The 12,787-nt window shown below is 64.2% G+C and carries 9 protein-coding genes; 8 read left to right on the top strand and 1 reads right to left on the bottom strand.

Features of this window, described 5'->3' with window-relative positions; translation table 11 throughout:
• The first annotated feature begins 40 nt into the window (after window positions 1-40).
• From Q0J54_RS07845 to Q0J54_RS07825, 5 genes are all read left to right on the top strand, one after another.
• Window positions 41-949, top strand: a complete 909-nt coding sequence (locus tag Q0J54_RS07845) for a branched-chain amino acid ABC transporter permease LivH (RefSeq protein WP_296304912.1) — start codon at window positions 41-43, stop codon at window positions 947-949.
• A 6-nt stretch (window positions 950-955) separates the two neighbouring features.
• Window positions 956-2,176: a high-affinity branched-chain amino acid ABC transporter permease LivM gene (gene livM / locus Q0J54_RS07840; protein ID WP_296304934.1), complete on the top strand. Its 1,221-nt coding sequence runs from the start codon at window positions 956-958 to the stop codon at window positions 2,174-2,176.
• Entirely contained in the window at window positions 2,173-3,003 is an 831-nt protein-coding gene (locus tag Q0J54_RS07835; protein WP_296304911.1) for an ABC transporter ATP-binding protein, read from the top strand. The genes livM and Q0J54_RS07835 overlap by 4 nt, the downstream gene beginning before the upstream one ends.
• Window positions 2,996-3,700, top strand: coding sequence for an ABC transporter ATP-binding protein (locus tag Q0J54_RS07830; RefSeq protein WP_296304910.1), 705 nt, complete (start codon window positions 2,996-2,998; stop codon window positions 3,698-3,700). The genes Q0J54_RS07835 and Q0J54_RS07830 overlap by 8 nt, the downstream gene beginning before the upstream one ends.
• A gap of 169 nt (window positions 3,701-3,869) precedes the next feature.
• Window positions 3,870-5,003, top strand: coding sequence for a DUF4198 domain-containing protein (locus tag Q0J54_RS07825; RefSeq protein ID WP_296304909.1), 1,134 nt, complete (start codon window positions 3,870-3,872; stop codon window positions 5,001-5,003).
• A gap of 90 nt (window positions 5,004-5,093) precedes the next feature.
• Here the strand turns inward: Q0J54_RS07825 and Q0J54_RS07820 are convergent, their stop codons facing one another.
• On the bottom strand, window positions 5,094-7,970 hold the full coding sequence (locus tag Q0J54_RS07820) for a sigma 54-interacting transcriptional regulator (RefSeq protein ID WP_296304908.1): 2,877 nt from the start codon (window positions 7,968-7,970) through the stop codon (window positions 5,094-5,096).
• Between the two features lie 206 nt (window positions 7,971-8,176).
• Between Q0J54_RS07820 and Q0J54_RS07815 the strand changes: the two genes are divergently transcribed.
• From Q0J54_RS07815 to Q0J54_RS07805, 3 genes are read left to right on the top strand one after another with little or no spacing between them, the layout of a single operon-like run.
• Window positions 8,177-9,592: an outer membrane homotrimeric porin gene (locus tag Q0J54_RS07815; protein ID WP_296304907.1), complete on the top strand. Its 1,416-nt coding sequence runs from the start codon at window positions 8,177-8,179 to the stop codon at window positions 9,590-9,592.
• Between the two features lie 27 nt (window positions 9,593-9,619).
• Window positions 9,620-10,879 (top strand): MFS transporter, encoded by a 1,260-nt coding sequence (locus tag Q0J54_RS07810; protein ID WP_296304906.1) that lies wholly within the window; start codon window positions 9,620-9,622, stop codon window positions 10,877-10,879.
• 15 nt (window positions 10,880-10,894) lie between these two features.
• Window positions 10,895-12,559 carry an amidohydrolase gene (locus Q0J54_RS07805; RefSeq protein WP_296304905.1) on the top strand — a complete coding sequence of 555 codons (1,665 nt, stop codon included), beginning with the start codon at window positions 10,895-10,897 and terminating at the stop codon, window positions 12,557-12,559.
• The last annotated feature ends 228 nt before the right edge of the window (window positions 12,560-12,787 follow it).

Raw genomic sequence — 12,787 nt, 5'->3', positions numbered from 1 at the left:
CCCGTTGCGCCCCGGGCGAACCGCAGCACACAAGAACGGCATGGACGTCCAATATTTCATTGAACTTTTCTTCAGCGGCCTTACCCGCGGCAGCATCTACGCGCTCATTGCCCTGGGCTATACGCTGGTGTACGGCATCATCGAGCTCATCAACTTCGCGCATGGCGAGATCTACATGCTCGGCGCCTTCACGGCCCTGCTGGTGGCCGGGGTGCTGGGCATCATGGGCTTCCCGGCGGGCGGCATCCTCGTGGTGGCCGCGCTGGCCGCCATCATCTGGAGCGCCGCCTACGGCTTCACGCTGGAAAAGGTCGCCTACAAGCCCCTGCGCGGCGCGCCGCGCCTCTCGCCGCTCATTTCCGCCATCGGCATGTCCATCTTCCTGCAGAATTATGTGCTGCTGGCCCAGACTTCCGAGTATCTGCCCTTCCCGCGCCTGCTGCCGGACATGGAATTCCTGGACTACATCGACAACATCATGGGGCCCAGCGACTTCCTCATCCTCGTTTGCAGCATGCTGGCCATGGTCGCCCTGACGATCTTCATCCGCTACACCAAGATGGGCAAGGCCATGCGCGCCACGGCCCAGAACCGCAAGATGGCCCTGCTGCTGGGCATCAATGCCGACCGCATCATCTCGCTGACCTTCATCGTCGGCTCATCGCTGGCGGCGCTGGGCGGCGTGCTCATCGCCTCCCACATGGGGCAGGTGAACTTCAGCATCGGCTTTTTGGCGGGCCTCAAGGCCTTCACCGCCGCCGTGCTGGGCGGCATAGGCTCCATCCCCGGCGCCGTGGTGGGCGGTCTGGTGCTCGGCATCGCCGAGAGCTTCACCACCGGCTACCTCTCCGGCAACTATGAAGACGCCCTGGCCTTCGCCCTGCTCATTTTCATCCTTATCTTCCGCCCTGACGGCATCCTCGGCAAGGCAAAGGTACAAAAGGTGTAAGCCATGATGCGTCCTGTCAGCAAAGCCCTCCTTGCCTCCATCTGGTTCATGCTCCTGACCTTCCCGGTCATGGGCATCAAACTCAACACGGTCAAGCAGACCGTGGAATGGCAGTTCGACCGCATCATCCTGCTGGGCGTGGCCATTTTCTTCCTTTCCCTGCTCTGGAACTGGTGTTTCAGCCGCAAGGGACGCGGCCTGCCCCTCATCGCCCTGCCCACCGGCATGGGCGCGCGCCTCGGCCGCCTGTGCAGCCTGCCCCTGCGGGACGGCCGCAGCCGCGCCGTTTCGCTGACCGTGCTGCTGCTCGTCATGCTGATCATGCCGCTGGCGAGCTCCTTCTACCAGACCAACATCATGATCCTGGCCATGCTCTACGTCATGCTGGCGTTGGGCCTGAACATCGCCGTGGGCATCGCCGGACAGCTCGTGCTGGGCTATGTGGCCTTCTACGCCGTGGGCGCCTATGCCTACGCCCTGCTCAATCAGTTCTTCGGACTCGGCTTCTGGGCCTGTCTGCCCGTGGGCGGCCTGCTGGCCGTGCTCTTCGGCCTGGCGCTGGGCTTCCCCGTGCTGCGCCTGCGGGGCGACTATCTGGCCATCGTGACCCTCGGTTTCGGCGAGATCGTCCGCCTCACCCTGCTCAACTGGACCAGCCTCACGGGCGGCTCCGGCGGCATCAAGAACATCCCCGGCCCCAGCTTCTTCGGCAAGCAGCTCTCCATCGAGGGCAACACCATCTTCATCTACTACCTCGTCCTTCTGGCGGTCATCCTGACCATCGTGGTCATCACCCGTCTGAAGAACTCTCGAGTGGGCCTTGCTTTGCAGGCCCTGCGTGAAGATGAAATCGCCTGCGAGGCCATGGGCATCGACCTTGCGCGGGTCAAGCTCTCCGCCTTTGCCCTCAGTTCCTGCTGGGCCGGTTTTGCCGGCGTCATCTTCGCCGCCAAGAGCACCTTCATCAACCCCGCCAGCTTCACCTTCATGGAATCGGCCATGATCCTGTCCATGGTGGTGCTGGGCGGCATGGGCTCCATCGTGGGCGTGGTCATCGCGGCCCTCATCCTCATCCTGGCCCCGGAATACCTGCGCGCCTTTTCGGACTATCGTATGCTCATCTTCGGGGCCATCATGGTCGTCATGATGATCTTCCGGCCGCAGGGCCTGGTCACCGGCGAACGCCGCAAATACCGCATCAGCGCCCTCAAGGGAGAGCAGGCATGAACATTCTCGCCAGGAATGACGCGCAGACGGACGGCAGCCCCCGCCCGGTCCTCGTCGTCGAGGGGCTTTCCCGCGACTTCGGCGGTCTGCGCGCCCTTAACGATCTGGACGTGACCATCAACGAGGGGGAGATCGTCGCCCTCATCGGCCCCAACGGCGCGGGCAAGACGACCTTCTTCAACTGCGTCACCGGCATCTATACCCCCACGGAAGGGCAGATCTTCCTGTATGACGCCAACGGCAAAAAGCAACTGCTCAACGGCAAAAAACCGCACATCATCACCGGCATGGGCATGGCCCGCACCTTCCAGAACATCCGCCTGTTCGGGGACATGACCGTACTCGAGAATGTGATGATCGGCCGCCACTGCCGCACGCATGCCGGCATCTGGGGAGCGCTCACCCGCAATGCCCGCACCCGCCGGGAAGAACAGGACACCATCGACCGATCCTATGCCCTGCTGGAGACCGTCAATCTGGCGCATCTCTGGAACGAATCGGCCCGCAATCTTGCCTACGGGGCGCAACGGCGGCTGGAGATCGCCCGCGCACTGGCCACGGAACCGCGCATGCTCCTGCTGGACGAGCCCGCCGCAGGCATGAACCCGCACGAGACGCAGGAACTGGAAGCTCTGGTCCGCGAGCTGCGCGGCAGGCTCAAGCTCTCCATCCTGCTCATCGAGCACGATATGGGCATGGTCATGTCCCTTTCCGACCGCATCTACGTCATGGAATACGGTTCGCGCATCGCCTACGGGACACCGGAGGAAGTGCGCAACAACCCCCGCGTCATTCAGGCCTATCTGGGAGAGAGCGACGATGCTTGAAGTCAAGGGCATTGATACCTTTTACGGCAATATCCAGGCCCTGCGCGACGTATCCCTGCGCGTGGACGACGGCGAGATCGTCACGCTCATCGGAGCCAACGGTGCGGGCAAGTCCACGACGCTTATGACCATCTGCGGCATCAACCGCCCCCGCAAGGGGGAGATCCTCTGGAACGGCACGCCCATCCACAACCTGCCGCCCAATGAGATCGTCAAGCTCGGCATCTCACAGGTGCCGGAAGGCCGCCTCATCTTCCCGGATCTGAGCGTGCGCGAGAATCTCGATCTGGGGGCCTTCCTGCGCAAGGACAAGCAGGGCATCAAGGAGGACATGGACTATGTCTTCGACCTCTTCCCCATCCTTGCCCAGCGGCGCAAGCAGGCCGGAGGCACGCTCTCCGGCGGCGAACAGCAGATGCTGGCCATCAGCCGCGCCCTCATGGGGCGGCCGAAGCTGCTCCTGCTGGACGAGCCCTCCCTGGGCCTGGCGCCCATCATCATCCAGCAGATCTTCAAGATCATCCAGAAGGTCAACGCCGACGGAACCACCGTCTTCCTGGTGGAGCAGAACGCCAATCAGGCCCTGCGCATCGCCCACCGGGGCTACGTCATGGAAAACGGCCGCATCGTTATGAGCGACGCCGCCGCCAAACTGCTGGAGAGCAGCGACATCCGCGCCGCCTACCTCGGCATGTAGCCGCCGCACCATCCGCCACCCTACGGCCCCTGTCATCTGACAGGGGCTTTTTTTTCGCCTTCCGTTCTCCCGCAAGCTGAGGCCGCCCCGCCTCAAGGCCGGGGGCACAGTGGCAAGATGACAATTTTCCGCTTTTGTTCTAGGCTCTTTGGCCTCAGGGAGGAAAAGAATGTTCCGATCACTTACGGCACTGCTGCTTGCGGGCCTGCTCTGCGGTCTGGCCGCGCCCGTCCCGGCCGAGGCCTCGGTCACCCTGCTCATCCCGAGCCAGCCCGGCATCGAGCCCGCCGCGGCCCCGGAAGCTGACGGCAAGGCCGATGCTCCCAGCGGCAAGAACGACGGCAAGAGCGCCAGGCAGGCCGCGTCCGCCCCATCCGCCGCCACGGCGGAGAAAGCGGAAACGACGGAAAAGCCGGCTGCGGCGGAAAAAACGGAGCGCGACGGCACGTCCGCGCCAGACCTGCCCCCCGGCACGCCGCCGGAGACCGCTCCGGCGGCGGAAGGCCAGACAGCCGAAACGCCCGCTGCCGAAACGTCCGTCCCTGAGCCCGCGCCCACGGCCCCCAGCATCGAACAGGAAGTGGACGTGCTGATGACCCGCATGGATCCCTTCCGGCATCTGGCGGAAGAGATGAGCATGCCGCAGCTCTTTGCCGTGCTGCGCTTCGACGAGCACACCCTGCCCAAGGACGGGGTGATGCAGCCGGAGCGCGTCGATCTTCTGGGCGACGTGGAAGAGGCCCAGTACCTCGACAAGAAGGCCTGGGGCGCCAATGTGGCGCTGGACAAGCCCGGCCTCTATCAGTTCATCATCGAGACGCGCCCGTGGTGGAACGAGGCCGCGCAGCGTTACGACCAGCACTACGTCAAGAGCTTCCTGCCGGTCTACGGCGTGGAGACCGGCTGGGAATACCCCGCGGGCCTGCCGGTGGAGATCGTCCCCCTGAGCCGCCCCTTCGGCCTGAGCAATCCCTGTCTGTTCAGCGGGCGCGTGCTGGCGCACGGCAAGCCGAGCGCCGGGACCATCGTCCGCGCCCAGCGCATCAATCTGGAGAACTGCCCCGTGCCCAGCCGCTGGCATGAAGACGTCACCGTGCGCACCAATGAGCGCGGCGAATTCGCGTTGACGCTCAACCGGCCGGGCTGGTGGTGCTGCACCGCCATCATGGACGGCACGCCCCTCAAGGGCCATGACGGCGATCCCCGCCCGCTGCAGATCGGCAGCTCCGTCTGGGTCTATGTGGATGCCGCCGACGGCCTGCGCCCGGCTCAGCCGCAGCCCGCCAAAAAAAAGAACAAATAGGCGCGGCCATATCGTTATGTGCGGCACGCCCCTGCCGCATCGATGACGGACCGCCCCGGACGGATACCCTCTGTCCGGGGCGGTTCGCGTTCAATCGTCGTGCCTGTGACTGATGCCGTATTTTTTCATCTTCTGGTAAAGGGTGGACTTCGTCATCCCCAGGATGGCCGCGGCGCCGTCCGGGCCATAGATCTTTCCGCCTGTGCGCCGCAGCACCATACGGATGTACCGCTGCTGCATGTCCTCCATGCTGGGCAGATCCGCGAAGCACTCGCCGGCCTCGCTCGCACAGGGGGCCGCCGGCCTGTCCGCCGCCGCCGCGCGAAAGCGAAAGCAGCCGAACAGCACATACTGCTCCATGATGCTGTACAGTTCGCGGATATTGCCGGGCCAGCCATAGTCCAGCAGGCGGCGCATGTCCTCCGCCCGCACCGGCTTTTCCGCCTTGCCGTACTTGCGCAGGAAATGCGTGTGCAGCTGCCGGATCAGCACCTCCAGATCATGCGGCCGCTCGCGCAGAGGGGGCAGCTCCAGCGGGATGACGCACAGGCGGTAGGCGAGGTCCTCGCGGAAGCGGCCCTCGCGCACCTCCTGCCAGATATCCTTGTTGGTGGCGGAAATGAGGCGAAAATTGGAAAACTGCTGCTGCACCCCGCCCACGCGGGTAAAGCGCTTCTCCTGCAGGGCCCGCAAAAGCTTGACCTGGATCAGGGGGGAAATGTCGGCGATCTCGTCCAGGAAGAGTACGCCGTCGTGGGCCAGCTCCATGAAGCCCATCTTGCGGCGGTGCGCGCCCGTAAAGGCCCCCTGCTCGTGACCGAACATCTCGCTTTCAAACAGCTGCTCCGGCAGGCTGGACAGCTGGACGGGCACGAACGCCCCCTTGTAGTCGCCGCGCGTGTAGATGAAGTGCGCCATCTGTTCCTTGCCCGTGCCGGTCTCGCCGTGGATGATCAGGGGCGCATCGGACACCAGGGCCTCCGTGGCCTGTTCCAGCACCCTGTCCATGTCGATGCCGAAATAAGGCGTCACGTCCTGCGCCTGTCCCGCCCGGCGTCCCTCCCCCGGCAGATGCCAGGCCGCGCGGAACTCCGAGGAGAGCACCGCGGCGAAGGCGCTGCCCTCCGTCTGGCCGATGCGGGAAAAGAGGCTCCCGGGCAGCTCGCTGTCCAGATACAGCAGCCAGCGGGTCTGTTCGTCGATGTCCAGCAGAAAGGCGCTGCGGTTATCATTGAGCGGGAAAAAGACCGCCCCTGCGCCCGAGGACTGCAAAAGCTCCAGAAGCGCCCGGCGTATGGTGTGGAACGCCGCGTCCTCGAATTCGGTGAGGCTGACGTTGACGGCCTCCAGATAGTCCATGCGCTCGTCGTTGTAGAGGCGCAGCAGGATGGCCCGTTGCGCGCCCAGCTCCCGCTGCACCGTCCCGACCACATGGCGGATGGCGCTGCCGCGCGTGACGGGCCGGATGCGCAAAAAGGCATTGAGGCACGGCCCGCAGACCGGGAAGGCCGCATGTTCCCCCGGCTTTTCCTTGGACCGGCGATCGCTCCGCCAGGAGGCCAGCAGGGTCTTCTCCCTCTGCTTCCACGCGAGGATATCCTCCGGCCTGCCCTCTTCTTCCAGCGCCTGCACCAACATCCTGACGGACAGCAGTTCCTCCCGCACGTTGCCCGTGCGCGCCAGCTCCTCGCAGCTTTCGCGCAGCAGCCTGCCGCGTGCGCTTGCCGGCGTTTCAGGGAAATGCGCCCGCAGCCGCAGGCATACCCCTCGCAGGAGGCGGCTTGGCCCCTTCTCCAGTTCGCTCATGATCTCCCGCAGGCCATAGCCGGGAATGGGCGGCCCGTCCTTTTCCAGACTGACCAGCATCTCCAGCATCCGCGGATCCGTCAGCGGCAGCGCCGGCCCGCCCCTGCCGTCCAGCGCCAGGATGCGCCGCGCCTCCTTTCGCCGCCGGCTCAGGAAGTGATACATGGCCAGGGCCCTGCGGCAGACGCTGACCATTTCCTGCGGGCCGGCGTCTTCGGCCACGGACAGGATCTGATCGATATGCGTTATGGCCTGCTCGTACTCGCCGGCCCGCAGGAGGAAAAAAATGTTGTGCACGCGCCAGATGAGCGCATAGCGGTTTTGGCCCGTCAGCTCGGCGGTATTGCGATGCGAGGTGATGATGCCGTAGGAGATGTGATCCCGCTGGCAGTACAGGCAGCCCGTGCTGACCCAGAGCGAGAACAGCTCGTCAAAAACGCCCACGGGCGGCGTCGACAGCGAATAGGCCTCGTAGCACTGCAGCACCTCGGCGAACTCGCCGCGCAGAAAATGCAGCTGCCCCAGCAGAAGGTGGTCCAGCGCGATCAGGGAGTCCTTTTCGTCCAGGACCTCCGCATAGCGCGCAAGCAGCGCATCGATGTCGCCGGGGCGCTGCGCGTGGGTCCTCTCCGCGGCAAGCAGCAGCGCGCTCAGCCGGCACCCCTCTCGCATACGTCCCAGGAGGCGGCAAAGCCACTGCATCCCCCTTGCCAGACCATACAGGCTCTCATCCCGGCAAAAGAGCAGGATGCCGCAGCAGAGGCTGCGGTAGATGAGCGCCAACAACTCATCCCATTCTTCCGGCGACAGCGAGAGCGGCCATTGCAGCAGCGAGACGACGCAGGCATGCAGCTCCTCCTCCGCCCTGGCGTGCAGTCTGCCGCAGGCCTTTTCCACCTGCAGCAGACGGCGTGCGCACTGCTCGCGCGCCTCACGCGCCGCCTGCCGTTCCTCTAGGTCAGGAAAGCGGCAAAGCAGCACCTGCCCTTGCCGGCTGCAGCGCACGCCCAGGGCATCGTGCTGGAGCAGATGGATCAGTGACGGACGCAGCTCCGGAATGGCCACGCCAGCTTCCTCGGCAAGGGTCTGGAGCTCCACGCCTTGTCCGGTCCTTGCCTGCCAGTGCCGGACAAGTTCTCCGATACGGTCCGCATGCTGCATGATGGCATCCTGAATCGGGACAGTTATTTTATCCCAAATTAGGACATATCCTGTATCTGGACAAGCCATTTATGGCCCACTTTGAGAAGAAACAGGCTAACAACAGGAAATATATACTCTTTTTATTGACCGTAAGGCATGGCATGTCCCTTGCTTTTCCAGAGTCGCGCGCGCTTTACGTTAACCTCCAACCCAAGGAAACGGCAATGCGACGTACGACCAGATGGCATCTTTTGCTTGGCTTCTTTCTCCTCTGCCTGGGGCTGCCCCAGACGATCCCCGCGGTGGAGACCAAGATCATGGGCTTCACCGACGTCACCACCCAGCTGGCGGACACGGACTTCAGCAGCAAGGGCAAGGCGGACAAGCTCCAGGCAACGCAGCGTTCCCGCATCTGGGTCATGATGAACGCCAGCGAGAACGTGGGCGGCACCATGATGTTCGAGCTCGACAACATCTGGGGGCGGGACGCCGCGGGCATGCGGGGCGGTTCGCTGGGGACGGACGGCGTCAACATCGGCGTCAAGGAAGCCTACATCGACTGGAAGATCCCCAATTCCACCATCCGCGTGCGCATGGGCCTTCAGCCCTTCATCCTGCCGGGCATAGGCGCCGTCAATCCCTACACCCATGAGGTGGATTCCGTCACCACCATGTGGGCCAGAGGCGCCGGCGTCATGGTGTCCGGCGAGCTGTCCGAAAACGTGGCCCTGACCACCTTCTGGCTGCGCGCGGCCAATGACAACTCGGCCAACAACTTCATGGACAATGCGGATCTGGGGGGCTTCATCCTGCCCATCCGCTGGGAGGGTTTCGATATCCGCCCCTGGGCCATGATCAGCTTTGCGGGCAAGAATGATCCCTTCTTCACCTACCGTCCCACGCTGACGCCGGCCTACCCCGTACACGCCAGCCCCAGTTCCGTGGCCGGGGACGATCCCGACGACTACGCCATGGGCTGGTGGGCCGGGGTCGCGGCCACCGTCACGGCGCTGGATCCGTGGAAGTTCGCGCTCGATTTCAACTACGGCGACATCAAGGGCGTCACGGAAGAGATGGATCGCGGCGGCTGGTACGCGTCCTTCCTGGCCGAGTACGATATGGATGTCGTGGTGCCGGGCCTGCTGGCCTGGTATGCCTCCGGCGATGACGGCGATCCTCGTAACGGCTCCGAACGCCTGCCCACCATCCTCGGCAACTGGTACGGCTCCAGCATGAGCTTCAGCGGCCAGTTCGACAACTTCGCCTGGCAATCCCAGCTCCTTGGGCTCGAACCGTCGGGCACCTGGGGCGTGAGCCTCTACCTGCGGGATTTCTCCTTCATCCCCGATGTGAAGCACACCCTGCGCGCCCTGGTCTACGGCGGCACCAACGACGACGATATGGCCCGCTACGTGAACGACGGCTACACCAAGGTCGCCGGCGTGCCCACCTGGCTTTACCTTACGCAGAGCGACCATGTGGTGGAACTGAACTTCAACACCACCTGGCAGATCTACGACAATCTGCAATGGTCCTTTGAAGCCAGCTGGATGAATCTCAACCGCGGCGACTGCTGGGAACTGCCGGGGCACGAGAACAACGGCTACCGCATCGCCTCCACGGTGCGCTTCCTCTTCTGATCCTTCCACACTGCGAGGCCAACACCCATGTCCACCACTCCGCAATCCGCCTCCGATGCGAGCCCCCTCGTCCCCCTCTCGCGTAGCAAGCTCATCCTCTCCATGACCATCCTGTATCTGCTCTTTGCCAGCGACCTCTGGGCGCGGGTAGGCATCAACGCCCTGCTCCCCGTCCTCCAGAAGGATCTGCAGCTGACGGACATCCAGATCGGCATGCTGGGAAGCGCCGTCCTCATCGGCATGATCTCCTTCGTGCTGCCAGCCTCTTATCTGGCGGACAAGTGGTCGCGGCGCGGCACGGTCTGCCTCATGGGGCTTACCTGGAGCATCGGCACCATCCTCTGCGGCCTTGTGCCCAGCATGGCCATGCTCGTTCTGGGCCGTTTCCTCGTCGGCGGCGGCAATTCCAGCTACGCGCCGGCTTCCGTGGCCATGCTCACCAGCTGGTTCCCCAAGAAGAGCTGGGGCAAGGTCATCGGTCTCTACAACACCTCCTACCAGATCGGCATCTCCGGGGGGCTCATCGTCACCGGCTATCTGGCGGCCGCCTACGGCTGGCGCACGACCTTCGTCATCATCGGCATCCCCAGCCTCATCCTTGCCCTGACGGCCCTCCTCATCCCGGGGGGCCCCGCCAAGACGGCCGCCACCATCGCCAAGGCTCCCCGGGTCAACGTAGGCGAAGCCCTGAGCGTCATCCTGAAGAACCGTACCCTCATGTCCACGGCGCTTGCGACGACCTTCTTCAACATGACGGCCACCTCCTTCATCATGTTCACCTCCATCTATTTCATGCGGGAGATGGGCATGGACGTGGCCAAGGCCGCCTCCATCCTCGGCCTCATGGGCCTGACGGGCTTTGCGGCCATGCCGCTGGGCGGCCTCATCCTGGACGTCTGGTACAAGCGTGACATGCGCTGCCGCGGCTGGTTCCCCGCCATCTGCCTGCTGCTCACGGCCATCCTGTTCTGTGCCGGCTATGCCGGGAAGAGCCTGCTGTTCATGACGCTGGGCTGCTTCACCATCAACATGATCCCCACCTGCTACCATGTCATCACGCAGGAAGTGGTGCCGGCCCGCTACAAGGCCTCCTCCTACGGTTCGCTGGTCATCTTCCTCCAGCTCGGCGGGACCATCGGCAGCACGCTGACCGGCATCCTTTCCCACAGTTTCGGCATCCAGCAGGCTCTGGTCTGGATACAGCTTTCCCTTGTCCTCAGCGCCTGCTGCTTCCTTGCCGCGGGCCTCTGCTACCGGCAGGACTTTGCCCGGGCCCAGGAACGATAAACAGGGAGATCCCTCGTGAACAAGACCATCATCTATACCGCCAAGAACATCATCACCATGAGCCCCGACCAGCCACGGGCCACGGCCGTTGCCGTCCGCGACGGGCGCGTCCTGGCCGTGGGCAGGCTGGACGACATCATCTACTGGCTGAAGAAGTCCCCCTTCCTCCCCTATGAAGTGGAGACCATCTTTGCCGACAAGATCCTCATGCCGGGACTGGTCGACGCCCATACCCATCTGGCCTCGCTGGCTCTGGAATATGCCCAGACCTTTATCGCCCAGGTCCCCTGGCCCGGCCCTGACGGCGGCTTTTTCCCCACCTACGGCGACAAGTCCGCCGTGCTGGCCCGGCTTCGGGAGATGGACGCCCGCCTGCCGGAAGGCGAAGTGCTCTGGGGCGTGCATTATGACGACAATCAGGTCGGAAGTCCGCTGACCCGCGCGGATCTGGACAGCGTTTCCGCCACCCGCCCCATCCTGGTCAGCAATATGGTGTTCCACCGCTTCTGGGTGAACAGCGCCATGCTGCGCAAGGCCGGCATCGAAAAGGGCGGCCGGCTGCCCGGCGTCTGCTACGCCGCCGACGGCGAACCCGACGGCACCCTCATCGAGGGACGGGGCCTTGCCCATGTGTTGCCGGTCTGTCCGCAGCTCATGCAGCTTACCGGGGAAAAGATCCGTCACGTCCTGCCGCTTTTCACCAATCAGGGCGTCACCACCATTTGCGAAGCGGCCTTTGGCGGCTTCTGCGGCTTCGAGCAGGAGCGGGAGGTGCTGACCGCTGCCGTCGCTGACGCCCCCCTGCGCATCAAGGCCCTGCCCTTCTATCATGGCAAGGTGCCGGGAGCGGCCAGTTTTGCGGAAAAGGCCGCCTACTTCCGCTCGCTCGTCCCGACGGACAAGGTGCGCTTCGGCGCGGTCAAGCTCTATTGTGACGGCTCCATCATTTCCCATACGGCGCCGCTCGACTGGCCGGGCTACTGGGACGGCACCCCCAATGCCGTCATGCAGCATTCCCGCGAGGAGATCTTTGAAGCCATCATCGGTTTCCACAAGCTGGGCCTGCAGACCATGACCCACACCAACAGCAATCTGGCCTGCGGCATCGTGCTCGACGCCGTGGAAGAAGCGCAGGCCCAGTGCTGCCGCCCGGATATCCGGCACAGGATGGAACACTGCTACGGCATCACGCCCGAACAGCTGCGCCGGGCAAAGGCGCTGGGCGTGGCGGTGCAGTTCTTCACGCCGCAGATATGGTATTACGGGGATGACCACCTGACGCTGCAGGGGCCGGATCGCGCACACCGGCTCGTGCCCACCGGCACGGCGGAACGGCTGGGCGTTTCCTGGGGCGTCCACTGCGATCCGCCCGGCACGCCCCAGCTCCCGTGGGTTGCCATCTGGGCCACGGTCAACCGCCTCACCCAGAGCGGCATGGTGCTCGGCCCCTCGCAGCGCGTCCCGCTGGATGCGGCCCTGCGGGCCTTCACCACGGAACATGCCTGGCAACTGCACATGGAAGAGGAGACCGGCAGCATCGAACTGGGCAAGAAGGCGGACTTCTGCGTGCTGGAAGAAGATCCCTACGCCCTGCCCGTCATGGAGCTCCGCCATATGCCCGTCTGGGGCACGGTATTCGAGGGCGTCCCCGTGCCGGCCTCCACGCGCGCGACAGCTTAGGGCCTGTCGACACTATTCGCTGCCGTTTGGTGGAAGGGGAACCCCTCGCTCCGCTGTCGATGCCCGTAAGGCTCCTGCGTCGCCTAACAGGTACGGCTCGACTGGGGGGAAGGGGAACCCCTCCGCCAGCGCGGGAGGGGTTCCCCTTCCCCGGCAGATTGTCAAACGAAAGTTGACACAAAGAAGACCCCGTCTTCCCTCATTTTTTCCACAGTTGTCTTGTAACCG

The sequence above is a fragment of the uncultured Desulfovibrio sp. genome, assembly GCF_944324935.1.
GTDB lineage: Bacteria > Desulfobacterota > Desulfovibrionia > Desulfovibrionales > Desulfovibrionaceae > Desulfovibrio.
The sequence above is the reverse complement of the archived record's forward strand: the minus strand, read 5'-3'. Positions and strand labels throughout refer to the sequence as shown.